Source organism: Geotalea toluenoxydans JCM 15764 (assembly GCF_001311985.1).
GTDB classification, from domain to species: domain Bacteria; phylum Desulfobacterota; class Desulfuromonadia; order Geobacterales; family Geobacteraceae; genus Geotalea; species Geotalea toluenoxydans.
This window is the reverse complement of the sequence record NZ_BBCJ01000007.1, coordinates 121,307-147,248: the sequence shown is the minus strand read 5'-3', so window position 1 is coordinate 147,248 and position 25,942 is coordinate 121,307. Positions and strand designations below refer to the sequence as shown.

At 51.5% G+C, this 25,942-nt stretch carries 22 protein-coding genes and 7 pseudogenes; 5 read left to right on the top strand and 24 right to left on the bottom strand.

Features of this window, described 5'->3' with window-relative positions; all coding sequences use genetic code 11:
* Positions 1 to 9 precede the first annotated feature (9 nt).
* From JCM15764_RS06315 to rnc, 20 genes and pseudogenes are all read right to left on the bottom strand, one after another.
* Positions 10 to 387: a response regulator gene (locus JCM15764_RS06315; protein ID WP_012647252.1), complete on the bottom strand. Its 378-nt coding sequence runs from the start codon at positions 385 to 387 to the stop codon at positions 10 to 12.
* Positions 388 to 487: 100 nt separating this feature from the next.
* Complete coding sequence (locus JCM15764_RS06310; protein ID WP_012647251.1) at positions 488 to 1,309, bottom strand: GAF domain-containing protein; 822 nt, start codon at positions 1,307 to 1,309, stop codon at positions 488 to 490.
* A gap of 27 nt (positions 1,310 to 1,336) precedes the next feature.
* Positions 1,337 to 2,398 carry a protein-glutamate methylesterase/protein-glutamine glutaminase gene (locus JCM15764_RS06305; protein WP_054693719.1) on the bottom strand — a complete coding sequence of 354 codons (1,062 nt, stop codon included), beginning with the start codon at positions 2,396 to 2,398 and terminating at the stop codon, positions 1,337 to 1,339.
* Positions 2,395 to 3,270 (bottom strand): CheR family methyltransferase, encoded by an 876-nt coding sequence (locus tag JCM15764_RS06300; RefSeq protein ID WP_054693716.1) that lies wholly within the window; start codon positions 3,268 to 3,270, stop codon positions 2,395 to 2,397. The genes JCM15764_RS06305 and JCM15764_RS06300 overlap by 4 nt, the downstream gene beginning before the upstream one ends.
* The gene (locus tag JCM15764_RS22110; RefSeq protein ID WP_243688474.1) at positions 3,270 to 3,674 is read right to left on the bottom strand and encodes a HEAT repeat domain-containing protein; all 405 of its coding nucleotides are present in this window, start codon (positions 3,672 to 3,674) and stop codon (positions 3,270 to 3,272) included. Before JCM15764_RS22110 ends, JCM15764_RS06300 begins: the two co-directional genes overlap by 1 nt.
* Positions 3,668 to 5,281, bottom strand: coding sequence for a HEAT repeat domain-containing protein (locus tag JCM15764_RS06295; RefSeq protein WP_243688473.1), 1,614 nt, complete (start codon positions 5,279 to 5,281; stop codon positions 3,668 to 3,670). Before JCM15764_RS06295 ends, JCM15764_RS22110 begins: the two co-directional genes overlap by 7 nt.
* A gap of 31 nt (positions 5,282 to 5,312) precedes the next feature.
* Entirely contained in the window at positions 5,313 to 6,179 is an 867-nt protein-coding gene (locus tag JCM15764_RS06290; RefSeq protein WP_243688472.1) for a response regulator, read from the bottom strand.
* Between the two features lie 35 nt (positions 6,180 to 6,214).
* Positions 6,215 to 6,286 (bottom strand): zinc-ribbon domain-containing protein, encoded by a 72-nt coding sequence (locus JCM15764_RS22105; RefSeq protein WP_243688483.1) that lies wholly within the window; start codon positions 6,284 to 6,286, stop codon positions 6,215 to 6,217.
* A gap of 52 nt (positions 6,287 to 6,338) precedes the next feature.
* Entirely contained in the window at positions 6,339 to 6,794 is a 456-nt protein-coding gene (locus JCM15764_RS06285; RefSeq protein WP_054693710.1) for a chemotaxis protein CheW, read from the bottom strand.
* 45 nt (positions 6,795 to 6,839) lie between these two features.
* Positions 6,840 to 7,214, bottom strand: a complete 375-nt coding sequence (locus tag JCM15764_RS06280; RefSeq protein ID WP_054693707.1) for a response regulator transcription factor — start codon at positions 7,212 to 7,214, stop codon at positions 6,840 to 6,842.
* A gap of 16 nt (positions 7,215 to 7,230) precedes the next feature.
* Positions 7,231 to 7,603: pseudogene (locus JCM15764_RS22100) on the bottom strand (chemotaxis protein CheW).
* 573 nt (positions 7,604 to 8,176) lie between these two features.
* Positions 8,177 to 8,977: an ExeA family protein gene (locus JCM15764_RS06270; protein WP_054693704.1), complete on the bottom strand. Its 801-nt coding sequence runs from the start codon at positions 8,975 to 8,977 to the stop codon at positions 8,177 to 8,179.
* Positions 8,977 to 11,019, bottom strand: a pseudogene (locus tag JCM15764_RS06265) (chemotaxis protein CheA). The gene JCM15764_RS06270 and the pseudogene JCM15764_RS06265 overlap by 1 nt, the downstream one beginning before the upstream one ends.
* A 43-nt stretch (positions 11,020 to 11,062) precedes the next feature.
* Positions 11,063 to 11,428 (bottom strand): response regulator, encoded by a 366-nt coding sequence (locus tag JCM15764_RS06260; protein ID WP_012647241.1) that lies wholly within the window; start codon positions 11,426 to 11,428, stop codon positions 11,063 to 11,065.
* Positions 11,425 to 11,604 (bottom strand): GAF domain-containing protein, encoded by a 180-nt coding sequence (locus JCM15764_RS22095; protein WP_243688471.1) that lies wholly within the window; start codon positions 11,602 to 11,604, stop codon positions 11,425 to 11,427. The genes JCM15764_RS06260 and JCM15764_RS22095 overlap by 4 nt, the downstream gene beginning before the upstream one ends.
* Entirely contained in the window at positions 11,585 to 13,141 is a 1,557-nt protein-coding gene (locus JCM15764_RS06255) for a response regulator (protein WP_243688470.1), read from the bottom strand. The genes JCM15764_RS22095 and JCM15764_RS06255 overlap by 20 nt, the downstream gene beginning before the upstream one ends.
* A 77-nt stretch (positions 13,142 to 13,218) precedes the next feature.
* A pseudogene (gene der / locus JCM15764_RS06250) lies at positions 13,219 to 14,543 on the bottom strand (ribosome biogenesis GTPase Der).
* A complete protein-coding gene (gene era, locus JCM15764_RS06245; RefSeq protein ID WP_012647238.1) occupies positions 14,540 to 15,433 on the bottom strand; it encodes a GTPase Era in 894 nt (297 codons plus the stop codon). Before era ends, der begins: the two are co-directional and overlap by 4 nt.
* A gap of 57 nt (positions 15,434 to 15,490) precedes the next feature.
* Complete coding sequence (locus JCM15764_RS06240; protein ID WP_054693701.1) at positions 15,491 to 16,567, bottom strand: elongator complex protein 3; 1,077 nt, start codon at positions 16,565 to 16,567, stop codon at positions 15,491 to 15,493.
* Positions 16,568 to 17,283, bottom strand: a pseudogene (gene rnc, locus JCM15764_RS06235) (ribonuclease III).
* A 158-nt stretch (positions 17,284 to 17,441) separates the two neighbouring features.
* Here rnc and tmk point away from each other — a divergent pair.
* The 4 genes and pseudogenes from tmk to metG all read left to right on the top strand — a co-directional run bounded on the left by tmk (position 17,442) and on the right by metG (position 21,589).
* A pseudogene (tmk, locus tag JCM15764_RS06230) lies at positions 17,442 to 18,085 on the top strand (dTMP kinase).
* A 3-nt stretch (positions 18,086 to 18,088) separates the two neighbouring features.
* Positions 18,089 to 19,051, top strand: a complete 963-nt coding sequence (gene holB / locus JCM15764_RS06225; protein ID WP_054693698.1) for a DNA polymerase III subunit delta' — start codon at positions 18,089 to 18,091, stop codon at positions 19,049 to 19,051.
* A gap of 62 nt (positions 19,052 to 19,113) precedes the next feature.
* A complete protein-coding gene (locus JCM15764_RS06220) occupies positions 19,114 to 20,064 on the top strand; it encodes a PSP1 domain-containing protein (protein WP_012647233.1) in 951 nt (316 codons plus the stop codon).
* Positions 20,061 to 21,589: pseudogene (gene metG / locus JCM15764_RS06215) on the top strand (methionine--tRNA ligase). The gene JCM15764_RS06220 and the pseudogene metG overlap by 4 nt, the downstream one beginning before the upstream one ends.
* 32 nt (positions 21,590 to 21,621) lie before the next feature.
* Here metG and JCM15764_RS06210 read toward each other — a convergent pair.
* Positions 21,622 to 22,218: a YdcF family protein gene (locus JCM15764_RS06210; protein WP_054693695.1), complete on the bottom strand. Its 597-nt coding sequence runs from the start codon at positions 22,216 to 22,218 to the stop codon at positions 21,622 to 21,624.
* A gap of 99 nt (positions 22,219 to 22,317) precedes the next feature.
* On the opposite strand from JCM15764_RS06210, the gene rpmB reads away from it, so the two are divergent.
* Positions 22,318 to 22,509 (top strand): 50S ribosomal protein L28, encoded by a 192-nt coding sequence (rpmB, locus tag JCM15764_RS06205; RefSeq protein ID WP_054693692.1) that lies wholly within the window; start codon positions 22,318 to 22,320, stop codon positions 22,507 to 22,509.
* 248 nt (positions 22,510 to 22,757) lie between these two features.
* Here rpmB and JCM15764_RS06200 read toward each other — a convergent pair.
* The 3 genes and pseudogenes from JCM15764_RS06200 to rpoZ all read right to left on the bottom strand — a co-directional run bounded on the left by JCM15764_RS06200 (position 22,758) and on the right by rpoZ (position 25,795).
* Positions 22,758 to 23,140: pseudogene (locus JCM15764_RS06200) on the bottom strand (RidA family protein).
* A 130-nt stretch (positions 23,141 to 23,270) separates the two neighbouring features.
* Positions 23,271 to 25,421: a RelA/SpoT family protein gene (locus JCM15764_RS06195; RefSeq protein WP_054693688.1), complete on the bottom strand. Its 2,151-nt coding sequence runs from the start codon at positions 25,419 to 25,421 to the stop codon at positions 23,271 to 23,273.
* A gap of 164 nt (positions 25,422 to 25,585) precedes the next feature.
* Positions 25,586 to 25,795, bottom strand: a complete 210-nt coding sequence (rpoZ, locus tag JCM15764_RS06190) for a DNA-directed RNA polymerase subunit omega (RefSeq protein WP_054693686.1) — start codon at positions 25,793 to 25,795, stop codon at positions 25,586 to 25,588.
* Positions 25,796 to 25,942: the final 147 nt, after the last annotated feature.

Below are 25,942 nucleotides of genomic sequence, written 5' to 3'. Positions count from 1 at the left end.
CCGCTGGCTCTATACTATTTTCAGCAGCCTTTTGGCAACATCCAGTATGTTGTTGGGTTGTATCGGCTTGGTAATGTAGGCATTGGCGCCAAGGGCCAGTGCCCGTTCCCGGTCCTCTTGCGCTCCCTCCGTAGTGATGACGACAATGGGCGTTGCCTTGTAATTGGAATCGGTCCGTACCAGACTCACCAGCTTGAGACCGTCCATTATCGGCATGTTAATATCCGTGAAGATCAGGTCGAATTTCTCCGCAGAGAGCTTTTTCAAACCATCGACCCCATCGTTGGCCTCAACTATTCTCACGACTCTCAATCTTTTGAGAGCAAAAGATATAAGTTGCCTCATGGTTGGGGAGTCTTCAACGATCAAAATATTATATGGCGGCATAGCACTCTCCTCCTGCTTATTCCATTTGTCACTGGATGATCTGAACTGGCAGCATCATCAAGTCCGACTGTACCTGCTGGAAGGTTGAAATTTATTGCTGTCATTTGGTCAGAAGATCTATAAATCCCTGGATTGTCGAAAGCTTTCTTTCGGAATCGCTATAAAGTCTCGAACTGAATATCGCTGTCGCAGCATGTCCGGCAAGCAGGGTAAAGAGCTCGTAATCCACTGCTGCGAAGCTGGACTTCTGCATGAGCAGCTTGTAAATGACCAGAACACCGATTACGTGTTCCTTTATTTTAAGCGGGATACACACCATCGGATTTTCCAGATCCTGCACATAACCGTTTACATCCTCGACAAAATGATTCTCCCCGGTCTTGGCCACCTCGCCAATAACACCCCGGCCCAATTTCACATGGGGTATATTTTCTCGCTGGATACCTTCACAGGCCACGGCTTGTATTTCATTGGTCTTTTCATCAAGGAGCATGATTGAAAATTCTTCGGCGCCGATGAGGTTGATGATTATCTCGGTAATTATCTGCAGAACCTCTTTGAAATCCAGGGTGGAATGGAGTTGATAGCTGGCAATATAAAGATTCGCCAGGTTGTTGTTCTCCTCTTCTATTTCAATATATCTTGCAGCGAAGTTCTGATTTTCCGCTTCTACCTGTTTAATACGGTTGAGTATTTCTTCTTTTTCACGTTCCAGCTCATCAATCCGCTGTGATAACTTGCTATGATCATCGGTCGAGGATACCCCATCCTTGTTGGGCAATGACTCCTCCAGCTCAAGGATCCGGTAGCGAAGCCTTTCATTCTCACGCATCAAGTCCTGGGTGAATTCTGCCCCCTTTTTGAAGACCTGCAGGAATTCTTCCGCTCTGCCGTGCATGCCCTTATCATCTTCCCTTGACATATGTCACCTCTGACTTTTTGGTTGTTTCTATCTACGCTGAATTCCGCAATAGGATAAAATTTCGCATGACATTTTATCGATGGTGGTGATCCTGTCCACAAGACCTGTTGCTATGGCCTCTCTGGGCATCCCGAAAACCACCGCCGATTCGTCGGATTCCGCAAAAACACCGCCCCCAGCAGCTTTGGCCGCCCTGACGCCGCGGCTCCCGTCATTGCCCATCCCCGTCAGCACCACTGCAAGCATCCTTGAACCATAGATCTTGGCACAGGAAGCAAACATGGCATCCACAGAAGGTACATATTTGTCTTCAGGCAACGGGTCGACCACCCGTGCAATGACCACTCCATCCAACCTGTTGAATATCAGGTTCCGGCCACCCGGAGCGATAAGGACGCGACCTGGGCTTACGGTGTCACCGTCTTTGGCTTCTTTGATCTCAAAGCCGGATGTTCTGTTCAATCTTTCCGCAAAAGCCTTGGTAAAACCGGGTGGCATGTGCTGCGAAACCACTATGGCCACAGGCAGAGGCGTGTCAAAAGCGGAAAATATACTCTGCAGTGCTGGCGGACCGCCGGTAGAAGCTCCGATAGCGACGATGTCTATCTGTGATTTTTTAGTCGGAGCTATGGATAGGGGTCTCTTCGCTGCATCCTGACTGAAAAGAGCTTCCCTCCGCTTGATGCCGGCCATGTTGAGGTTGAAGACGCTTCGAACCTTCTTCTGCAGGTCATCCTGTATCTTGAGGAGCTCATCGGAAATGGTTCGGGTCGGTTTAGCTATGAAATCGACAGCTCCCAATTCCAGCGCCTTGAAAACCTTTTCATCGTCACTTCCGGCACTGATGACGATCACCGGAGTCGGGCAGCTGTTCATGATGATTCGCAACGTGGTGAAGCCGTCCATCTTCGGCATCTCAAGGTCCAGGGTAACCAGATCGGGGGTGAGGTCTATCACCCGCCTGATTCCCTCCTCGCCGTTGACTGCATAGCCTACCACCTCGACCTCGGGAATTTCCTCAAGCATCTTTGTTATGGTGCGTCTATTGTATGCAGAATCATCTATGACAACGATTCTAACTTTCTTCATGCAAAAACTCCAGTTCCGGCAGTTGGTGGCTTCTGGTACACCATATCGTTTTTCAGGTGCTTCAGGGCAAAGGCAGTGGAAATGTTCATCAAGGATTCGGAATGACCTAAAAGCAGGTAGCCTCCGTCCCGGAGGACCTTATAAAAAGATTCGACAACCTTTTTCTTGGCAATCTGGTCAAAATAAATGATGACGTTACGGCAGAAGATGACATCCATTTTGCCCAGGAGAGCCAGACGATTTTGGTCAAAGAGATTGAGGTGGCTGATGGTAACCAGTTCCCTGACTTCGTCGTTGATCTTGCAAAGACCATCCTGTTCCTGGAAAAAGCGGTTGATATATGTTTCATCGGTTGAACGGAAAGAGGTTTTGCCGTAGGTAGCTTTTCTCGCCTGATGCAAGACTCTCTGGCTGATATCGGTACCAACAATCTCCACACGCCAGTCCTTGAGAACCCCCAGTTCAAGCAAAAGCATGGCAATGGTGTATGGTTCTTCCCCCGTGGAACAGCCGGCACTCCAGATCCGCAAGGAGCGATCCCCTTTTTTCTCTTTCGCGGCCATCAGTTCAGGGACAATTTCACTGGTAAAGGCCTTGAGCTGAAAAGCCTCGCGGAAAAAGTAGGTTTCATTGGTAGTCAGAACATCCATGATATCTGACAATTCCTGATCCCTGTTCCTGTCGTATTTCAATAGATGATAGTAATCCCTGAACTCTTTGATCTGATGCTGTGACAATCTGCGGCCCAGCCGTTTTTCAAGAAGATACTTGGAATCGTTATCAAAATAGAGACCACAGTGGGTATAGATAAGGTCCCGTATCAGGCGGAACTCTTCATCGGTCATTTGTACTTCAGGGTCTGAATAGAACATTAAAGAACCCGATCCATCAACTCAATGATCTGTCCCTTGACCAATTCATCGGTCTCCGTTTGAAGAGCCTGTCGCAGATAAGGAAACGACTTTTCTCCCAACCGTGAAACCATGGCTTTTATGAAGGTGCTTCTCACATCCCAGTGGGAGTGGTTTAAAAGCTTATCGCGGTGCGTATGCACCCATGCATCGTTTTCCCGGGTTAATATGCCGATTGCAGCCTTAACCACCTCTTCATCGGAATTGTCCAGAGCTTTCTCAACAAGCGCCCTTGCCGTCTCCCCTCCGATCTTTGCTACAGCATCCAGTGCAGTTATAAGCACAAGCCCATCGGCGCGCTCGAACAGCTGGACTATGGCAGGCAACGTTGCCTCGTTTTTCAGATTGCCCAGGCTTTTCAACACCGCACACTGAACCCAGGATCATCATCCTGCAAAGCCAGCAGCAATGGTCCGACGACTTCCTCACTTCCCACATCCCCCAAAGCTCCGGCTGCAGCTATACGGACATCAGGATCCTCATCGACCAGAGCCATGACCAGATGACCGGCACTGGCAACTGATTTAAGGCTGGCCAGTGAACTTACTGCAGCCTTCCGCACCGTTGCATCCTCATCCTTAACCAGAAGCGAAAGCCTCTCCGTATCAGCCAGGGCTGTGCAGAGCACGGCCGCATTGCGTCTCTTTTCAGCCAGGTCCGAAGAAGCCAGCTTGCCGGCAATCCTTGCCACTGAGATTCTGTCTGTTTCGGCTAGCCTGTAGAGAGCTTCTATGGCCCCGTTTCTGACTTCCGTTTCGTTATCTTCAAGAAGATGGGCCACCTCATTAACAAAAACAGTGAGACCGGTCTTTCCGGCAGCTTTGACCGAAGCAAGCCGCAGCTGAGGATTCAGGTCCAGCATCCCTTCCGTCAGAAGCGATACCGATTCCTTGCAGCCAAGTTCACCACAGAGATAGACAATGAAACAACGCTGATCGTCTTCTGCAGAGGGAAAAACTTCAAGCAGCGAAGCTGCTGCTGCGTTCCCAATCTTTCTCAATGCTTGCAGACACAGCCTTCTGAGCCTGTCATCATTGCAACCTAAAAGAAGAGGTTTGGCCGCCCTTGCATCGCCGATGACACCGAGAAGAATGGCAAAAGCCTCTTTCAAGCTGTTTTCTGCATTATTGAAGGAGTCGATCAGATCATCCACATGGGATGTCCCCTTCAGCTGCTCCAGTTTATTATCCATTATCTCTTCACCAGACGAAGAAGAGAGGCGCTTCCTCAGGGCGACAAGACCAGTTGCGGCAGCTTCGCGAGCCTTTTTCTGCCTGTCCTTCAATCCTTCAACCAGAAGCGGAATTGCATCCAGATCGCCTATGGCACCAAGACAGTCATAGACAGCTTTTTTGAGGAGGTTGTCGTTGGCAAGGGGAGCAATGGCAGACACAGGGACCGGCTGACCGATCTTGCCCACAGCTTCGAGAATCGTGAATTTGAGCAGCACATCACTCTTTGCCAAGGCCTCAAGAAGCTCAGGCAAGGCGCGCACATCCTGGATTTTCCCAAGATTTTCGGCAGCGGCAGCACGGGCATTGGCATCCGGATCGTCCAAAGCATTGATCAGTGCAGGGACGAAAGCAGGATCACCGATATTGCCCATGATGTCGATGATGAATTTACGCACATCATGGTCTTCGTCGGCAATATGAAGACACAGGACCTTGGAAGCCTTTTTACCCAGTTTTTCCAGTGATTCCACGGCTGAATTGCGTAACCCGGCATTATCCTGGGACCTGAGCATGTTGACAAGTTCTTCCTGAAGATTGCCGGCGTTTTCTCCTTCTGCGGCCACCACAATTATGTCTACAGCCTCTTTGCGGACCCGCCAGCTGGTATCCCCCAGGGCTAGAAAAAGGCTATCCAGTGTCTGATCGAGGGGATAATCCCTAAATCCGACCACTGCCAGCCTCCTTTTCTCTTCGTCGGCCGAATGAAGCGCCTCGATCAGAATCTGCAGTCTATCCACTACGCTCTCCATTGTGACGATAAAGCATGCTTCACAGTTTCAGTTCCTGCTTCTTCTTTGCAATCAGTTCCTCAAAGGCGGTGTCAAGAAATGAAGTATTTTTCCTGATCTCTTCGGGAACCCGACGCTCATAAAGAGCCCGGCCTTCACGGATGTCATCTTCCAACAAGGAGTAAAAGGAGCCGTTTTTGACCCCTTCTTCTACCTTTGCCTGATTATAGAGAATGATGTCGGAGACAATTATCCGGGCCAGTCGCTTGGCCTTCTCATGGGCTTCTGAAGATACTGCGGCAGCAGGCGGCGCAGTAGGCGGTACAGTCTCCTGTTCTTCAGCAGCCTGCATTTGCCTGCGTGCATCCAGCTGTGCGTCTATTTCCTTCTGGTCCAAATGCTGCGGCGTAACCATGCTTTCGCTGACTGTGACGGATTCATCTCCTCGGGGCTTTTCCAAAGGCTTTTGATCCGTCACATAGCGGTAGATCATGGAGACAAGAGAATCGGGTATATGATGCTTCTCGATGTAATCATCTGCACCATACAGGGAAATCGGTGATCTTTTATAGCGTGTTTTATCGTAAATAGCGGCAATAAGAATGATTTTCACTGCAGAAAGAGCAGGATCCTTTCTGATCCTCTCACACACCTCGAACCCGTACATGGAGGGAAGCGCCACATCCAGCAATATCACATCGGGGCGCACACGCTGCACAGCCTCGAAAGCTTCCTTGCCGTCATTGAAGGTTAAGACCGTAAACGGCTCAGGTTCCAGAATTTTTGCCACTGCCCCACAGAAAGAGGCGCTTTCGTTCGCAATGATGATCTTTATATTTCGGGCAGCCGGAGTCGCTGCCGCTGGTGGCGCTGGAGCAGGCACTGGAGTCTCGACCTTCCTGGTCACACTGAAGATCGTCCGGCATTTGCTGCATCTAAGCTTTATTCCCTGTGGCCGATCTTCGAGTCGTCGAAACTGAATTTTGTCTTGCAACTGGGACAAATGATAAGCATGTCAGCCTTTCCCTCACCGGTAAATCTCAACCTTCACCATGCATAGAGCCAATCAGCCTAGCTCGGAAGCCTCTCTGGCAGTAAATATTGTGTCGATGTTCAACAGCATGATCAGTGCCTCCTGGAACAGGCAGACTCCAAGGAGGTACTGGGCGCCAATACCCCCTGCTATCTGTGGCGGAGGTTTTATGTCTCTGGCAGGCACGGTGATGACTTCGGTAACGTTATCAACGACAAAACCAAGTAGTTGCTTTGCCACTCTCACAATCAGCAGCCTTACCGCGCTGTCGATTTCGCGGACCGGCAGATCGAACCTTTTACGCAGGTCAATGACCGGAATAACGGAACCACGCAGATTTATGATCCCTTCCACATAGGGGGGGGCCTTGGGCAGGCTGGTCAGCTTCTGAGGTTTGATGATTTCCCTGATACGCATGATATCCACTGCGTAAATGTTGTCATCAAGGGTAAAGCAGGCGACTTGAATATCACTATTATCGGAGTGCATCGCTGTTCCTTCTTCAATCCAGTTGGTTTTGAGTCGTGCGAGGCTTTAATGGCCGCTGATGAGGCCTTCAATTACCTCTATGACTTTTGCCGACTTGAAGGGTTTGGTTATATATGCTTCAGCTCCGGCCTGTTTTCCCCGCTCCACGTCATTATTGCTTTTCTTCGCTGTGAGCATGACGACTGGGATGCTGCTGGTTTCAGGGTTTTCCTTGATATGCCGGCAGACTTCGAAACCGTCCATCTCCGGGAGCATGACATCCAGCACCACCAGATCAGGGCGATTGACCTTAACCTCTTCGAGAGCTGCTTTACCGTCCATTACGCCGACGACTGAATAGCCTTTGGATGAAAGAAGGATGCTCTCCAATTTCAGCAGACTCTCTTCGTCTTCAACAATAAGAATCTTTTTACTGTACATGTTCTTCCCCCGTCTGTCAGTAAAGGGTAATATCCAGGATCTTGTCCATGTTGAGCAAAATCAGCATTCTGCCATGATAACGACCTATACCGCTGACGAAATCACGATCTATTCCCTCAAGAACCGTTGGTGGAGGCTCCAGCAACCTGTCTTCAATACGTACGACCTGAACGACCTCATCCACAAGTATCCCGCAATAACCGTCGTCGCCGTTTTTGACGACAATTATCCGCTCCTTACCGGTAGAACCATCTCTGGAAAGGCCCAGCCTGGCGTTCATATCAAAAATGGGGATAATGATTCCCCGCAGAAAGTACCCCCGAGACGAAAGCTGGTACACGCGGAACTTCGGTGACCTCGCGCGGCTTGATGATCTCCTTGATTTCCATGATGTTCAGTGCATACTCCTCGGAAGCAACTTTGAAACACAGTAACTCCTGGGAATTTGCGGCATCGCTCTCCTGATTTGTTGCGGGGCCGATAAATGCATCCTCATCATGGCCGGCGCTGGAACGTCCTTCAAGCATGACCCTTATGGGATCGAAGCCGGAAGAGGCCGCTTTTTCTTCTATAACCGGCGCCGAAACAGTCTTCGGCGCCTGTGGCGAAGGTGGCGACATATCCTTACCCGGAATGCCCGGGGCGTCAAGCATCACCTCCATCTGCTCAGGAAAGATATCCTCAGGAGAAAGGGGGCCTGCGTCCATTACAGCAGACCGGTCGCCTTTGCCTGAAACTTGGTCTGCTGCGGCAATAGGCCCGTCAGTCTCAAAAGACTCACCGTCTTCAAAGTATGCTTCGGCATCATAAAGCGGGTCGTTGTATGCTTCAGGATAATCATCTTCTCCATCAAGGGAATCAGCAGTTTCATGTGTCAATTCGGCCAATGCCGCCTGTAGGGCTTCCTTTTCCTGCTGCGCTTTTTTTCTTATATCGGCTAAGTTCATAGTTGGCCCTGCTGATCAGATAATTATTTCATTCTTTATATCTTCGATGACAGATGCATCGATCCATGCCAGATCCTTGGCGAAACCGGTAAGAAGGGCGTTGGTTGCCAACGTATTTATTTTTCTTGGTACGCCACCTGTCAGCTCATAAATCCGCTGTACCGCATCCGGAGCGAAAAGTCCGACGCCTCCGCCAGCCACCGTCATTCTGAAATCGAGATATTCCTGGGTTTCCTCCAGGGTCAAAGGCAGCAGATGATAGGTCATGGCAACCCGCTGCCGGAATGGTTCAAAAAGCGGCACCGAGACAATCCTGCGGAGCTCCGGTTGTCCCATGATGATGATGCTGAGAAGATTCTGGTCATCCAATTGGAAATTGGTCAAAAGCCGTATCTCGTCGAATATTTCCCTATCTGGGATCAGTTGCGCCTCATCGACAACGACAACCAGGCAGCGGCCGTTCTCGTGGAGATCGTAAAGTGCCTGGGTGATTTCCCCAAGAAGAAAATCTTTGGCCGTAGAGGGTTTCTCCACCCCCAGGTTCGCTGCAATGACCCGCAAAAATTCAATAGCAGCCAACCTTGGATTAAAAATGAAGCAGAAGTGGTATACATCCCCCATTGTGTCCATGAGGGCACGGGAAATGGTGGTCTTCCCACACCCGATCTCTCCGGTCAGAATGGCAATCTCACGCTCTTCAAGAACATATTGGAGCCGGGCCAGCGCCTCACGATGACCAACGCTCATATAAAGAAACCGTGGATCAGGCGTTTTGCTGAAAGGCTTTTCACGGAATCCGTAAAATGTCTTGTACATTAAGCCCCGCTCCTGACCGCCTCGTTGATTATACCTCCCACATCGAGTACCAGGATGGTTCGCTGGTCCCCAAGGTCGGCAGCACCGGAAATACCCTTGAAATTTTTAAATGTTTCACCGATAGACTTAATGACAATATCCTGCTGCCCCATCAGATCATCGACCACTATGCCCAGTCGCTTCTCGGCGGCGCGACCACCACCACATAGAAATTTTCCCCCTGGTCGATTTGTGACTGGGTTTCGAAGAACCTGCCCAGACGAAGCAGGGGCAGGGTTGTTTCCCGCAACTGGATGACTTCCTTCTTTTCCACAGTCCGCACATCCTTCCTTTCCACCATTATGGTTTCCAGGACTGATGTAATGGGAAGAGCATAGATTCGGCCGACGGAAGAGATTATGAGTGCTTGATAATGGCAAGTGTGATGGGCAGGGTTATGATGATACTGCTACCTTTGCCGGGAACGCTTTCAACATCCACCATGCCGGATAGGGCGGCGATGTTTGTCCTGACCACATCCATGCCGACGCCGCGCCCTGAAATCTCACTCACCTCGTCACTTGTGGAGAAGCCGGGAAGGAATATCAGATCCAGCGCCTCTCTGTCATGGACCGACTCCATGCTCGGTATCAACCCCTTGTCGAAAGCCTTGCGCCTTACTTTATCGACATCTATCCCGCCACCGTCGTCCTCAACCTCGATAACGACATGGTTCCCTTTCTGGTAGGAGGAAAGCTTGATGATGCCTTTTTCGTCCTTCCCTGCCCTGATCCGTTCACTTGGGGTCTCAATACCGTGGTCGATGGCATTGCGGATAATGTGCATCATCGGGTCGGAAATATCTTCTATGATAAGTTTATCCAGCTCCGTATCGGCGCCGAACAACCTCAGTTCCACCTTTTTGCCCTGTTCACGGGAAATTTTCCGCACAATGCGTGCCATCTTCTCAAAAAGCTGACCCACAGGAATCATGCGGATTTCCATGACTCCCTTCTGCAGTTCGGTCAGCTTTCTCTCCAATCCCTTGGCAGCCTTGGTCAGATTTATGGCAGGGGCCGAATAGCCTTCCAGTCGCATGCGGTCAGCTATCTGACTGATCGTGGAGTGGGAAAGCACCAGCTCTCCAACGATGTTCATCAATTCATCGAGTTTGCTGATATCCACCCTGACGGTACGACTCATACTCTTAGCCGTCAAAGAAGCTTCCTGAGGCAGGACAGATGACTCTTTTTCGGCTTCAGCTTCTTCTACTACTTTTGCTTTTGCTTTTGCTGCTGTAACCGCAGGCTGCTTACTTCCCAATTGATTTACGGTGATATTGTCCCGGTCAATAAGCAGGCTAATTTCTGCAGTACCCTTTTCCGATCCGAAGAGGATCTCGAAGTTTATGGAGGAATCAAGACCACCACCGGCGCTCGGCAGGGTGCTGATCACTTCTCCGGCACCCTTGAGGATTTCGGTAAGTTCTCCCAGATCCTGATCAAATGTGGAGAGACTGAATGACGCTGGATGGAGAAGATATTCTTGTTCTTTTTCACGTTCTCCAGCAGACGATGTTCTTCATATTCAGTCAGGGAGCTGAGTACTCGCTCTGAAAGTCCCAGCTTGGCCAGAGGAGATGCACCCTCATCCTTCTGCACCAAAGCGACACAGGCATTGATACGGGATATGGTCTGAGATATGTCCGTCTTCCCCGAATCGGCAGATCCCGCACCTCTCACCAGCGAACCCAGGATTTCCATGGAATCGAAAAGAACGCTGATGGTATTCTGGTTCAAGGGGATCTTCCCAAGTCGAAGGGAGTCAAGGAGGTTCTCCATGTTGTGGGAAAGGTCAGCGATGTCGGTAAAGCCGAACATGCCGGCAAGCCCTTTAAGTGAATGGGCGCCACGGAAGATGGAATTGACCACGTCCGGATTGAAGTCGCCACTGTCTGCGCAGTCGCTGAGAGAGACCAGATCGAGGCTTAACTGGTCGATAATTTCTTCTGCTTCTGCAAGAAAATCCTTGGCAGCTTTGTCTATACTAGTATCTGCGGCCATAAACTCTCACCCTATTGATTTTGACTCCCTGTCTGACCGAAAATTAACCAAGATATCTGCCGATGAGTTCCTGCAGCTTGACAGGATCGAAGGGTTTTACAAGGTATTCATTGGCACCAAGGGCGAGTCCCTTCTCAAGATCCTTGTCACTGCTCTCCGTCGATATGATGAAAAGAGGGATATCCTGATAGTTGGGGTTGTTCCTCACATAGCTTATCAATTCAAGACCATTAATATCAGGCATGTTTATATCGGTTATGATGAGGTGAACCTGTTCGCGGGGCAACAGACGAAGAGCTTCGAACCCGCTGGCTGCTTCGACGATTTCGTATCTGTCCATGGAATCTATTGTTGAGATCAGCAATGAGCGCATGGTATTAGAGTCTTCTGCTATCAATATCTTTTTCACAGCTCCTCCCGGCTTTTATCCTTTAATCTGCGCTGCAAAAGGGCCTTTTCCATCGCCAGACCTGCCTGGGAAAGGAAGATTTCCAGAGAATCCGTATCCCCTATCGGCTTGGCATCAGGGATATTGTCACCATAGAGAACGGCTACCACTTTACCTTCACTGACTATAGGACCCATGAAGAATTCCGTCGGCGCCCCTCCCCCCAACTGCCCGACAAAATATCTGGTCCATTTTCCCGAGTCGCTGAACCTTTACCGGCAACTGCCCATCGATAACTTCACTGAACAGTGAATGTTCCCCTCTGGGAATACGCATGTTCCTTATTTTCGCATCGGCATTTCCTTCGCTGTCGCTTATGCCGAATTGCCCGAGTCCGGCAACCTCGTCTTTTTTGACGATAAGTATGACGGCGCGGTTCATGAATTCCGAGGCAAAGCGGAGCACCAGCAGGATTATCCCCCCCCCAAGTGATGGGTTATTGAGTTCATCCAGCATGCCCCTCAGTAAAGTTATACCCGTGCTCTGTTCAACCGGCTGTGTCCGAACCGGGGTGTCATCCCCCATCTCGAGCCGCAGTTCATCGCCGATATTGATCTTGTCTGTGGGAACGGCTTGACCTCCACAGGATTCAACCCTCATCAGTTCGCAAAGGAACGTATCACCGAAGGACTGAACCATGGCAGCATCGCCGATCTCAGTCTTTCTAGGCTTCAGCATCACGGGAAAGCCCATTCCTTTAACCTTTCGCTCCGCATCGCTGTTATGATAGTCAGTCAATACCAGCACTGGAAGCGAAGCAAAATTGTTGCCGATCAACTCAAGAAGCTCAAGCCCCCCGAGGATGCCGGAACCGTCCATCCTGGGCATGATCAGGTCAACAACAACAGCAGGATCCCGACCCTCCCGGCAGAAGCTGTCAAGTTTTATCAGCGCATCCTCGCTCTTTTCACAGGAGAAAACCTCATAACCATCGCTTTCGAGGATGGAAGATATGGCATTCCGTGTATCCCCGTCATCGTCGACGATCAAGACCAGCCGCTTTTTAACCTGAGTAGACAGACCGGGCGAAGGTTCCGGCACAGAGGCCTGTTCCGGCTCTCTCCCAGGCGAATGCAGGAGATCGAAAGCCATATCCACATTATCTTCGGCATGGACCGAGGCCTCTTCGGCCACATGATCATCCAGTGATTCACCACGATGCCGTTTTTCATCGATGATCCTGGATCCTTCCATTGCAAGGAATTGGGGATTCAGCCCCTGTTCCAGCATAAACTGCAAGGGATCCATCTTTGTTTTATCGACGGCTTCAGCAGTGTCCTGAAGCTCAAAATCAAAGTTACCTTCCGCCCAGGCAAAGAGAGAGTAAATGACGGACTCAATTTGTTCACGGACCACATCTTCGATGGCATCCGGATTGACATTGAATTGTTTGACCAGGATTGTTCCGAGAAGCTCGCCCCCCCCCTCATCCTTCTGGATATTGAGGGCCTGCTTTAGGATAGCGAGATCGATGATCCCCTTCTGGATCAATACCTCGCCAAGATTTTGCTGATTTGAACTTGAGTTTGCACGGATGACCTGTCCGCTACGGAAAATGATCCTTGCCTCTCTCCCTCGACTGTGAAGAGCGAGAACTCCGGATTTCCGACTCAGGCTGACTATCTGCAGTATCTCGCCAAGACCGAGATCTTCCAAGTTTCCGACAAGACTCATAGAAATATAACTCAGTTATAGGGTTCAGTAACAGGGGTTCATATTAAACCATACATGTATCTAAAGTAAAGCACGATTTACCCCCTTTTCCGCCCTTCCCTCCCCTTGAAAAGCAGGCGCATCGGGGTGCCGGTAAAACCGAAGGCGTCCCTGAACCGGTTTATAATGTATCGCTCATAGGAAAAGTGCACACCATCGGGGCGATTGGTAAAAATGACAATGGAAGGAGGCTTGGTTCCCACCTGGGTGGCAAAATAGAATTTCACCATGCGCCCCTGATACAGCGGCGCATGGTGTTCCTCAACGGCCTTGCTGAAAACTCTGTTCAGGTCGGAAGTGCTGATACGTTTGGCAAACTGCTCCATGACCGAATCCACTTCTGTCATGATCTTGCCCAGCCGCTGTCCGGTTTTTGCCGAAACAAAAACAATGGGGGCAAAGGGGAGGTACTTGAATTCCATGCGTATTTTTTCGACAAATATACCCATGGAGGCATTGTCTTTGGAGATGGCATCCCATTTATTGACGACGAAGATGCAGCCTCGTCCTGCTTCAAAGGCATAGCCGGCGATCTTCGTGTCCTGCTCGGTAACCCCTTCCTCGGCATCTATGACGATCAAGACCACGTCCGCCCGTTCTATGCTGCGCAGGGAGTCGACCACGCTGTATTTCTCGATCTTTTCGGTGGTTTTCCCCTTGCGTCTAATACCTGCTGTGTCTATCAACAGATAGCGTTTTTTGTTGCAGTTGAAGTAGGTGTCGATGGAATCCCTGGTGGTGCCCGGGGTTGGATTTGCCACCACCCGCTCAACCCCCAGCAGGCGGTTGACCAATGTGGATTTCCCCACATTCGGCCGACCGATGACGGCGATCCTGGTCACCTCCTCGTCGACTGCGGGGCAGTTTTGTTCGGCAGGGCGGCAATCACTTCTTCCATCAGATCATTGACGCCACGATTGTGCTCAGCGGATATGGTAAATATCTGCTCGATGCCCAGGCTGTAGAAATCTCCCGCCGCATTTTCCTGACGGTCGCCGTCGATCTTGTTGACGACGTAGAAAACCGGCTTGTTGACGCGGCGAAGCATTTCGACTACTTCCACATCGGCCGGCGTCAAGCCGTCCCTGCCATCCATGACAAAAAGGATCAGGTCAGCCTCGTCCATGGCCAACTGCGACTGCTCGCGCATCTGCTGCAACAGCCTGTCGCTGGTTTCCGGCTCGAATCCGCCGGTATCGATGAGAATGAACGGCACATCAAAGCGGTTCACGTCTGCATAATTTCGGTCACGGGTAACTCCCGGCATGTCGTCGACCATCGCCTTGCGGCGCCCGACAAGACGGTTGAAGAGGGTCGATTTACCCACATTGGGCCGCCCTACTATAGCTATCAAAGGTTTCATTCGTAACCAAACTCCTTCAGCATCTGCTTGTTTTCGCTCCATTCCCGGCTTACCCTGACGAACAGCTCCAGAAATATCCGGGTATCGAGCAACTCCTCTATCTCCCGTCGGGCCTGCATGCCGATCTTCTTCAACATTTCACCCTTCCTGCCTATGATGATGCCCTTTTGCGAGTCCCTCTCGACGTTGATGACTGCAGAAATCAATATCAGACCGTCATCACGCTCCTTGAAGCTCTCGACAACCACCGCCACCGAATAGGGAACCTCATCGTGGGTCAGACGAAAAACCTTCTCCCTGACTATTTCCGCAACGACAAAACGCTCCGGCACGTCGGTCAGTATGTCATCGGGAAAGTAAGGCGGCCCCTCCGGAAGCAGGTCGCGAACAACCTGAACCAGCCGGCCCGTGTTGTCTCCAGTCAGGGCTGAGACTGGGATCACCTCGCGAAACGGGTAGAGTCCTGAATAGGCTGCCATCTTCTCCAGCAGGGACTCCTTTGCCACCAGGTCAACCTTGTTGATGACAAGCACGACAGGAGCTTCGGCGCTGGCCAACGCACCAAGGATCGTCTCCTCCTGGTTGGCCGGTTTTGTGTCCGCCTCCACCAGGAAAAGGATCACATCCACCTCCTTGATGGAGGAAAGGGCCACATCTACCATGTATTTGTTCAACCTGGACTTGGCGCGATGGATGCCAGGAGTATCGATGAACACTATCTGGCAACCGGGCAAGTTGTGAATGCCCTGGATTCGATTCCTCGTTGTCTGCGGCTTATCGGAGGTTATGACGATCTTGTCACCGAGAATTTTGTTGAGAAGCGTTGATTTTCCCACATTCGGCCTGCCGATAATGGATACAAAGCCTGAATGGAACTGCTGTTCGGTCAAACGGACCTCCTGGGTGTCTTTTTGAAAATTTTTTTACCTATATGGGTATACGGGATTTCAGGACCTAATGAAAGTAAGAAATTGCCCTGGATCCAGATCATCAAGCAGATGCCCCCGCAGCTTCTTCCCGTCGGCCTCGACAATAACTTCGAACACCGAAAGAGCGGATTCGCCCTGGATTGACAATACCTTGATCCCGTGCTTTTGCTCCAAGCGTTCCACATTCGACCTTTTATGGCCGATAACGTTGGATATCCAGCCTGATGCACAGGCTATCCGCACAGGAGTACCAATTCCGAAACCTTTCACCAGCCCGGAAAGAAGCTGGAAACAAAGCTCTGACTCGACCAGGTAACGGAATGCCGGGTGATAGGGGCCGGCAAGTACGGTGCCCGCGGCATCAAGCTCGACAGTGGGCTGCAGCCCCATGCGAATTACCGGCAGACGGGCTTGCAAGGCACGGTGGAGCATTGCCATGCAGAGACAAATCCCAGTCTCCATGGTCAGCGGCTCGTAAAGTCCCTGTTCAAACAGGGACGCCAAAGGAGTATCTTTGATGACGAGAGTCGGATAGATACGGAGACAGGATGGCTCCAAAGCGATCACCCGTTCCAGGGAAGCCATGGCCTTTGCCGGTGAATCCCCAGGAAGCCCCGGCATCAGCTGGGCTCCCCATAGAAGGCCTGCTTGCCGCAGAACACTGGCCGCCCGCTCCACATGGGCAGCGGCATGGCCTCGGCCAGACATCTCCAGAACCTCATCCGCCATGGACTGGATTCCCAGCTCCACGACCCGGACCCCCATCCCGCGAAGAAATTGGGCAGTTTCCACATCCACGCAGTCCGGTCGCGTCGATATGCGTATGGATTCAACCTCTCCGGAGACTAAAAGCGGCTGAAGGGGCTGGAGAAGCCCTTCCTGGACAGCACGGGGCAAGGCGGTAAATGTCCCGCCAAAGTATGCAACCTGCACAGGACGACATCCACCTGAAAGTCTGTAAGCGGCAACCTTGGCCAAAATCTCCGTTTGGCCAGGCATTTGGCCTTTCGTCCCGGCAATTTCCATCTGGTTGCAGAAAACACATTGATGGGGGCAGCCAAGGTGGGAAATGAAAAAAGGTACGGTTACGGTCATTTAAGGTCGTGAGCCTTTTTTCAGAGAGGCAATCCCTTGCTCTGCAGCGGCTTGTTCAGCCTCCTTCTTGCTCTTCGCTAACCCCTCTCCCATGAGTCTTCGCCGATAAAAACCGCTACCGAAAAAATCCGCTGATGGTCGGGTCCGGATACTCCCTGCAACAAATAACGGGGAGCAAGACTGCGCAACCGATGGGCCAGTTCCTGGAATTCCGTTTTGAAATCCCTGCCCGAGGTTCTTATATTCCCCTTTTCCATAAAGGAGGCAAAATGGCTTTTAATTATTGCCGCCGCAGGTTCAATGCCGCCATCAAGATAGACTGCCGCCAAGAGAGCTTCATAGGCATCGGCCAAAAGAGACGGTTTAGAGCGTCCGCCACTTCGCTCTTCGCCGCGACCAAGTTTTAAATGGGCACCCAAGTCGATTGCCCTGGCAAGTATGGCCAAAGAGGCTTCGTCAACCAGTGAAGCCCTTAGTTTAGTCAACTCCCCTTCCCTGCTGTCCTGAAAGCGGCTGAAAAGCTCGTGGCTCAGGACCAGACCGACTACTGCATCACCTAAAAACTCAAGACGCTGATTATCCTGTCTCACCTTGCCGCCGCTTTCGTTGACAAAGGATGGATGGGTCAAAGCCTCGACCAGCAGGGATTTATCTGTAAAATCATAGTTGATTAGCTTTTCAAGACCGGCAATTGACTTGGTTGTTTCTTCAGACATATTTACCTTCAGTTTCACCAGAATTAAAAGGGAAGGTTCACTATAAACAAATGACCTTTCTCTTTCAATAGATATGCCATTTTAACGTGATTTTGTCTTGATTAATTCCACCTCGTCCCATATAATTTAACGATTTTTGACCATATGGAGTGCTTGTCATGGGCTGTTTTATCACATTTGAAGGCATTGAAGGGTGCGGCAAGACCACCCAGATCAAACTTCTTGAACAGCACCTGACAGAAAAGGGCTTCAAAGTCCTTCTGACACGGGAACCCGGCGGCTGCCCCATCGCCGATCAGATCAGGGCGATTCTCCTTGATGCTGCGAACAGTGCCATGACACCCTCAGCCGAGCTCCTGCTTTACGCGGCGGCACGATCCCAACATGTGGAAGAGGTCATCAAGCCGGCACTGGCCGACGACTGCATAGTCCTCTGCGACAGGTTCACCGATGCCACCGTCGCCTACCAGGGATACGGCCGAGGCCTCGATCTTGATTCCATAGGGTATCTGAACCAGCTGGCCACATCAGGACTCAAGCCCCAGCTGACCATACTGCTGGACTGCCCGGTCGAAGTGGGTCTGAAACGGGCACTGGCCAGGATCAGCGGCATCACCACAGCGCTCGCGAGGAACGTTTTGAACTTGAGTCGGCACTATTCCACCAAAAGGTGCGGGATGGATACCTGAAACTGGCCGAGAACGAAAAGGAACGTTTTTGCATCGTTGACGGCGGCACCAATGTGGATGAAACACGAGTTGCCGTCACCACTGCCGTTATCGGCAGGCTAAACGGGAACTAGCAGATGTCTTTTGCCGATATCCTGGGTCAGGACACCCCGATCAGTGTTCTCAAGCGTTCCCTGGCAACTGGCAGGCTTGCCCATGCTTATCTTTTCGAAGGTGTGGAAGGATGCGGAAAAAAGGCAACCGCCCTTGCCCTCATAGAAGCCGTTTTCTGCGGCAAGGATGATGGCTGCGGCCATTGCCCCTCCTGCCGGAAAATTCGTTCGATGCAACACCCGGATATGCACCTGATTGAGCCGGAGGGGGCCTTCATCAAGATCGACCAGATCAGAAGCTTGCAGAAAGAGCTTGCATACCGGCCGTTTGAAGCACCGAAAAAAGCATGCATTATCGACGGCGCAGAGCATCTCAATCAGGCGGCAGGCAACGCTCTGCTCAAGACCTTGGAGGAACCGTCAGGCAATGCCCTGATCATCCTGGTGACATCCCGGCCGTCCGTAGTGCTGCCGACCATTCTGTCCCGCTGCCAGCGGCTCGTTTTTCACGGACTTCCGGAGGAAACGATAACGTCATACCTGGTCAGTAAGGGTATCGAAAACGAGTCGGCACATCTTTCTGCGTCATTGGCCGGGGGCAGCATCAACAATGCCTTGGAAATAAGTAAAGGAGAAATTCTTTCGGAAAGGAAGCAGCTCCTGACAAGGCTCTTCGGGCTATCTCTGACAGATATCGCCCCACTTTTCCTGGCTGCCGAAGAGCTTGCTGCAGAGAAAGAAAAAGCCATCGAGGTCCTTGAAGTGCTGACGTCATTCCTGCGAGACATGCTTCTGCATAGCGCAGGCGACACAGATATGGTCAACACCGATCTTTTACCGCTTCTGGAAGAGCAGGGAAGAACGCTTTCCAGAGTCAGGATCATGGAAAAAATCGAGCAGGTTGCTTCAACAAGAACTGCCTTGCTGCGCAATGTCAATACACGCCTGGCCCTGGAAGTTCTGTTCATGGGGCTGGCAGAGCGCTAGTAAGACGGTAGACTACCCCAATTTATCAGAAAAGGGGACATCCATCCCCGGAGGAATATATATTGATCAAGATTGTGAAGATACAGTTCAACCCCGCCGGCAAGCTTTACGACTTCAATGCCAATAACATTGAACTGAAGGCCGGCGACAAGGTAATAGTCGAAACGGAACGGGGCAAAAGCATCGGCTCGGTGGTTGTTGCCCCCCGTGAATTTCCTGAAGAACACCTGCATGAGGGGCTGAAAAACATCCTCAGGAAAGCCGACGCGGCCGATCTGGCAACAATAGCGACAAATGCAGCCAAGGAAAAGGAAGCCCACCGCTTCTGTCTGGAAAAAATCAAGGAACGCGGCATGGAAATGAAGCTGGTGCGCGTCGAATATCTCTTCGACGGCAGCAAGGCCATCTTCTATTTCACAGCCGACGGCAGGGTAGATTTCCGGGAACTGGTGAAGGATCTTGCCCACGCTTTTCACACCCGCATTGAAATGCGCCAGATAGGGGTGCGCGACGAATCGAAAATGGTTGGGGGAATCGGCATCTGCGGCAGAGAGCTCTGCTGTTCTTCATACCTTCGTGAATTCGAGCCGGTCTCGGTGAAAATGGCCAAGGAGCAGAACCTGGCCCTTAATCCCACCAAGATCTCCGGCCAGTGCGGAAGGCTTCTCTGCTGCCTCTCATACGAATTCGACACCTACTGTTCCCTGAGAAAATGCCTGCCAAAGTGCGGCAAGCAGATCAAGTGCGGTTCAGTGGAAGGGGAAGTGGTAAAATTGAATGTGCTGCAGGGTACGGTTACGGTGAAGTCGGAAAGCGACGGACTGGTAACCATCAAAGGGGATGACATAAAACCGGAGCACATATCGGACCGGCAGAAGAAGCCGCAGAAACCCGAAGCGGAAGAGCAGGTCAAGGCGGATGCAAGGCCTGCGTCAACCGGAAGCCAAGGAAACAAAAGCCGCAAGGACCGCCGGACCAGAAATACCGATAAGCCCAAGAAGGAGAGACAATGAGCCGCGCCTTTTATGTTACCACGCCCATTTATTATGTTAATGACGTTCCCCACATCGGGCACGCCTATACGACACTGGCAGCGGATGTCCTTGCTCGCTACAGGCGCCTGAAGGGCTATGAGTCTTCTTCCTCACCGGCACCGATGAACATGGCCAAAAGGTGGAAAAGGCAGCCAACGCAGCAGGCGAGACGCCCCAGGAACTGGCAGACCGGGTTATGAAGCGCTTCCAGGCACTATGGGAAAAGCTGGATATCTCATACACCGACTTCATCCGCACCACCCAGGAGCGCCACAAAAAAGGGGTTTCGAAGATATTCAAAGATGTCATGGAGAAGGGGGACATTTACCTGGGGGAGTACGAAGACTGGTACTGCACGCCGTGTGAGACATTCTGGACCGAGACCCAGCTTATCGACTACAAGTGCCCCGATTGCAATCGCCCCACGGAAAAACTCAAGGAAGAATCCTACTTCTTCAGGATGAGCAAGTATCAGGAGCAGCTCCTGGCCCACATAGAGGCCAATCCCGAATTCATCCAACCCAAATCGCGGCGCAACGAGATCATCTCCTTCGTCAAGGAAGGGTTGAGAGACCTTTCCGTCTCCCGCACCACCTTCAGCTGGGGCATTCCCGTCCCCGGCAACGACAAGCACATCATCTACGTCTGGTTCGATGCCCTGGCCAACTACATCACGGCATTGGGTTATCCTGAAGAATCGGGCAACTTCGATAAATTCTGGCCGGTGGACGCCCATCTTATCGGCAAGGACATCCTTCGCTTCCATGCCGTCTACTGGCCCACATTTCTCATGGCGGCCGGGCTTCCTCTGCCGAAAAAGGTCTTTGCCCACGGCTGGTGGACCATCGAAGGGCAGAAGATGAGCAAAAGCCTGCAAAATGTGGTTGAGCCCAACATGTTGGTGGAAAAATACGGTGTGGATGCCGTCAGGTACTTCCTGCTGCGCGAGGTCCCCTTCGGCCTGGACGGCGACTTCTCCCATTCGGCACTGGTGCACCGCATCAATTCCGACCTGGCCAACGATCTTGGCAATCTGCTCAATCGCTCTACGGCCATGCTCAACAAGTATTTCGGCGGAATCGTACAGGCACCGGCCGATCTCACCGATATGGATCTGGCGTACCAGGAGAAAACAAGGGAAATGGTGCGTCAGGTGGATATGCACCTGGAAGAACTGGCTTTCAGCAAGGCATTGCAAGCCATATGGGAAGTTGTCTCAGCCGGCAACAAGTATATTGACGAGACCGCCCCATGGACCCTGGCCAAGGATCCGGCCCAGAAGGAAAGGCTGGCAACGGTCATGTACTGCCTGCTGGAGTCCCAGCGCATCGTCTATCAACTTATCTCCGCATTCATGCCCCAGACAGCGGTCAAAGCCCTCTCCTACCTGGGCGTTACCGATGCACCGAATGAAAATGGCCTGCAGTGGGGCGGACTGGAATCGGGAACACAGGTTACCAAAGCCGAAGCATTATTCCCCAGGATAGAAGAAAAATCAGAATAGGGTAAACTTAGGGAACAACCCCATAGTCGGCCCTATTTGACGGCAGACTGCAGCTCGGTCGGGGCAAAGAGGAAGAAAACCCTAAAAAGGCAATACTTGTAGAACTCGCTGAAGAGCAGCCGGAAACTGCCGCTGTGATTCCACCATTCCTCCTTCAGGTTTTTCGTATCCACCGGATGGGGATAGATGGCGATGTCTTTCGGCAGGACGTGGCGGAAAATGAGAGTGGCCCGCTTCATGTGATAGCGCGATGTGATGAGTTCGATGGAATCGATATTTCGCCGTACTATCATTTCCCTGGCATAGAGTGCATTTTCGAGGGTGTTGCGGGATACTTTCTCCAGATAAACCCCTTCCCCGCTTCGCTCCCCCTTCCGCTCCCGGAAAAGATCGCTTTTGCGCACCGAAGGATCGACACCGATCAGAAAAAGCCAGCGGGCATGGTTTTCCCGGTATAAGCGGCTGCCTTCTTCGATACGTCCCCTTCCCCCGGCAAGAACGACAATGGCATCGCAGTTCAGATCCCGCTGCCGTTGGGAAAAAGTTTTATAGGTAAAATCAACAAACAGCACGACAATTACCAGCATAACTATGACAAATAAAGAGAATATGCCACGCAAAAAGGCCATTTTCATAATCCTTTAAAGTAACTACGCAAAATTAACTTGCATCACGACCGTGTTTTTGCTATAAGTAGCAGCTTCAGTAAATTCGGAGGGTACAGAGATATGTCCAAAGTATGTGAAATATGCGGTAAAGGTCCGAGCTTCGGTAACAACGTCAGCCACGCCAATAACAAAACCAGCAGAACCTGGTACCCCAACCTGCAGAAGATAAAAACCGTTAAAAACGGTACCGTTCGCAGCATTAAGGTCTGCACCCGCTGCATCCGCTCAGGCCACGTAACGAAGGCGCTCTAAAAACTGTTCGAGGTTCTAGGTTCGAGGTTACAATCTTAAGCTAAGCCGCCGCGAGTATTCGCTGGCGGCTTTTTTTCGTAGGTTTAAAGCGGTGAAACAAGTGACAGGTGACATTAAAGCAGTGACAAGTGACTTGTGACAAAAGACACCGGACCTCGTCACCCGTCACCGCCTCAAGTCACCCATCACCGCCTCAAGTCACCCATCACCGCCTCAAGTCACCAGTCACCGCCTCAAGTCACCAGTCACTAATCACCGAAAGCAACAACTTCTATCTCAACCTTTACCCCCCGGGGCAACCCTTTCACCTCCACAGTGGAACGGGCCGGCGGGTCCACTGGGAATCTCCTGCCGTAAATCTCATTGACAGCCGCAAAATCTGCCAAGTCCGTAAGAAAGATGGTTGTTTTCACCACGGCGGTAAAATCGACACCGACCGCTGCCAGCATGGCGCCGATGTTCTCCATGACCTGCTCCGCCTGCTCGGCACAAGTGGCGCCCCGTATCTCTCCCGTCACAGGATCAAGAGGAATCTGCCCGGAAAAAAAGATAAAGCCACCAGCTTTGACACCTTGGGAGTAGGTCCGATAGCTTTTGGCGCCTTTTCTGTCGCGATTATTTGTTTTTTCATATATCCCCCTTGAAGACAGTTAAAAACAGTGACAGGTGACAAGTGACAAAAGACAGTGGACCTAGTCACCCTTCACCCTTCACCCTTCACCCTTCACCCTTCACCCTTCACCCTTCACCAATCACCGTCTCTAAGACTTGAGCCGGTCCACCTTGATCACGCCCTTCACCTTCATGACGCTGTTGAAGACCCTGTTCAGATGATCCAGATCGGTTACATCCACTTCGAACGTATTGATGCCCCTCTTATCGACGGTGCTCTGGATGGATGCACTAACGATGTTTGCTTCGCAGTTGGTGATGGCGGTGGTGATGTTGGCCAGGATTCCTTTTTCGTCGTGACAGGCAATCCGCATCTTGACCGGCAAGGCCGTTTTCTTGCCCTTGTTCCAAGCCACGTCGATACGTCGCTGGGGATCGCTATCCAGGGCAAATGGACAGTCGGCGGTATGCACCGTGACTCCACGCCCCCTGGTAATGAAGCCGACAATATCGTCGCCAGGCAGGGGATTGCAGCATTTGCCGAAACGAACCAGGACATCGTCCACACCGCTGATCTGTATGGCACTGGAAGATTTACCCTTGAGTTTCTGGATGACCTTGCCGACGCGGGTTTCCTTGCGGTCCTGGGCCTCTTCGAATTTCTCGGCCGGAAAAAGCTTGCCCAGGATCTGCTGGCATGACAGCTTGCCATAGCCAACCGCTGCCATCAGGTCGTCTTCGCCGACGAAACCGAATTCGCCAACCACCCGTTTCAGCTCGCCTGTTTTCTGCACCTTTGAAAAGTTCTGGGAATAGCGGCGGAACTCCTTTTCACAGATTTCCCGGCCAAGGGTTATGCTGCGCAACCGCTCTTCGGTCTTGATCCAGGCACGGATCTTGTTCCTTGCCCGGGAACTTCTCACTATTTTCAGCCAGTCCTTGCTGGGTGTATGGTGGGGTGAAGTGATGACCTCAACTATGTCGCCATTCTTCAGCTCATATTTCAACGGCACGAGCTTGCCGTTAACCTTGGCGCCCACACAGCGATGACCGACGTCCGTATGGACGCTATAGGCAAAGTCTATGGGCGTGGATCCCTTGGGGTAACCTTTCACGTCCCCCTTGGGCGTGAAGACATAGACCTCTTCGGGAAAAAGTTCGACCTTCACGGTGTCCATGAATTCCCGTGAATCATCCAGTTCCTGCTGCCATTCCAACAACTGACGCAACCAAGTGAAGCGCTTTACCTCTTTTTCATCATAACCTTTGCCTTCTTTGTATTTCCAGTGCGCGGCAATGCCCGCTTCTGCTACCCGATGCATCTCCGAAGTGCGGATCTGCACCTCCATCCTCTCGCCAAAGGGGCCTATCACCGTTGTATGAAGGGATTGGTACATGTTCCCCTTCGGCATGGCGATGTAATCTTTAAAGCGACCAGGAATAGGCTTCCAGGTGGAATGAATGATGCCGAGGACTTCATAGCATTCCCTGATATCCTCGACCATGACGCGGATGGCAATAAGGTCATAAATCTCGTCTATATCCACACTGCGGCTCTGCATCTTCCGGTAGATGGAGTACAGGTGTTTGCTCCTGCCGGATACCTCTCCCTTTATCCCATGGTCAGCAAGCTTGGCCTTGATGATCTGCATCACCTCATCCACGTAGGTCTCGCGCTCTTTCTTCTTCTTGGTCACCTTGGATGCAAGATCGTAATAGATCTGCGGGTCAAGGTAACGGAAGGAAAGGTCCTCCAGCTCGCTTTTCACCCAGGAGATCCCCAATCGATTGGCTATGGGCGCATAGATATCCAGCGTCTCCTTGGCAATGCTCCGCTGTTTCGGTTCCGGCTGGTACTGAAGAGTCCGCATGTTGTGCAAGCGGTCGGCCAGCTTGACCAGGATAACCCTGATATCGTTGGCCATGGCCAAGAGCATCTTGCGGAAGTTTTCAGCCTGGCTCTCCTCCTTGGTCTTGAAATGAATCTTGCCGATCTTCGTAACACCGTCAACCAGTCGGGCGACTTCGGCGCCGAACATCTCCTCCAGCTCCTCCAGAGTGGTAAGGGTATCCTCGACCGTGTCATGGAGAAGACCGGTAACCACGGTCGGCACGTCAAGCTTCAACTCGGCCAGGATCCCCGCTACTTCCATGGGATGCACAAGATAAGGCTCACCCGAAAGCCTGGTCTGGCCCTGGTGAACCTTGGCACAGAAGACATAAGCCTTTCGCACCAGCTCCAGATCGCAGGAAGGGTTGTAGGAGGAAACCTTTTCCAGTATGTCGTTCAGCCTGATCATGTAAAACCCGCAAGTGCAGTGAGGGGTGAGGGGTGAAGCGTGACAAAGAAGATGTGACGTGTAATATGTGACACCGTCACCAGTCACCAGATTTATCGTTACCGTCTTTTAAAGACAAAAAAGGGCGGAAGCTTAATGTTCCCCCCTTTTCCAGCCTTTCGAAATTAGCGGCTTTTGCGGCTGGTAATCTCGAAATTCACCTTGCCGGCGGCAATCTCACGGAGTGAAACCACCACATTTTTGTTGCCGGCCCGGTTGTCTATAAGGGGCTTTGCACCCTTGAAAAGCTGCTTCACCCTTTTCGACGCCAGCATCACCAACAGGAAGCGATTATCGACCTTTTCCAGACAATCCTCAACGGTAACTCGTGCCATTTATTTACTCCTTTAACAGATGTTCTATGTTCTATGTTCTAGGTTCTAGGTTCTAGGTTCTAGGTGCGAGGTGCGAGGTGCGAGGTGCGAGGTTCGAAGTTCGAAGTTCGAAGTTAAAACCTCACCAATCACCAATCACTAACCACC

What these genes read in the sequence shown, in the direction of transcription:
- JCM15764_RS06315 (WP_012647252.1), bottom strand. Translation starts at nt 387, where the DNA reads ATGCCGCCATATAATATTTTGATCGTTGAAGACTCCCCAACCATGAGG.
- JCM15764_RS06270 (WP_054693704.1), bottom strand. Translation starts at nt 8,977, where the DNA reads ATGTACAAGACATTTTACGGATTCCGTGAAAAGCCTTTCAGCAAAACG.
- JCM15764_RS22095 (WP_243688471.1), bottom strand. Translation starts at nt 11,604, where the DNA reads ATGGGTCCTATAGTCAGTGAAGGTAAAGTGGTAGCCGTTCTCTATGGT.
- JCM15764_RS06240 (WP_054693701.1), bottom strand. Translation starts at nt 16,567, where the DNA reads ATGACCGTAACCGTACCTTTTTTCATTTCCCACCTTGGCTGCCCCCAT.
- JCM15764_RS06305 (WP_054693719.1), bottom strand. Translation starts at nt 2,398, where the DNA reads ATGAAGAAAGTTAGAATCGTTGTCATAGATGATTCTGCATACAATAGA.
- holB (WP_054693698.1), top strand. Translation starts at nt 18,089, where the DNA reads ATGTCTTTTGCCGATATCCTGGGTCAGGACACCCCGATCAGTGTTCTC.
- JCM15764_RS06310 (WP_012647251.1), bottom strand. Translation starts at nt 1,309, where the DNA reads ATGTCAAGGGAAGATGATAAGGGCATGCACGGCAGAGCGGAAGAATTC.
- JCM15764_RS06285 (WP_054693710.1), bottom strand. Translation starts at nt 6,794, where the DNA reads ATGCACTCCGATAATAGTGATATTCAAGTCGCCTGCTTTACCCTTGAT.
- JCM15764_RS06255 (WP_243688470.1), bottom strand. Translation starts at nt 13,141, where the DNA reads ATGAGTCTTGTCGGAAACTTGGAAGATCTCGGTCTTGGCGAGATACTG.
- JCM15764_RS06280 (WP_054693707.1), bottom strand. Translation starts at nt 7,214, where the DNA reads ATGTACAGTAAAAAGATTCTTATTGTTGAAGACGAAGAGAGTCTGCTG.
- JCM15764_RS06195 (WP_054693688.1), bottom strand. Translation starts at nt 25,421, where the DNA reads ATGATCAGGCTGAACGACATACTGGAAAAGGTTTCCTCCTACAACCCT.
- JCM15764_RS06300 (WP_054693716.1), bottom strand. Translation starts at nt 3,270, where the DNA reads ATGTTCTATTCAGACCCTGAAGTACAAATGACCGATGAAGAGTTCCGC.
- rpmB (WP_054693692.1), top strand. Translation starts at nt 22,318, where the DNA reads ATGTCCAAAGTATGTGAAATATGCGGTAAAGGTCCGAGCTTCGGTAAC.
- rpoZ (WP_054693686.1), bottom strand. Translation starts at nt 25,795, where the DNA reads ATGGCACGAGTTACCGTTGAGGATTGTCTGGAAAAGGTCGATAATCGC.
- JCM15764_RS06210 (WP_054693695.1), bottom strand. Translation starts at nt 22,218, where the DNA reads ATGGCCTTTTTGCGTGGCATATTCTCTTTATTTGTCATAGTTATGCTG.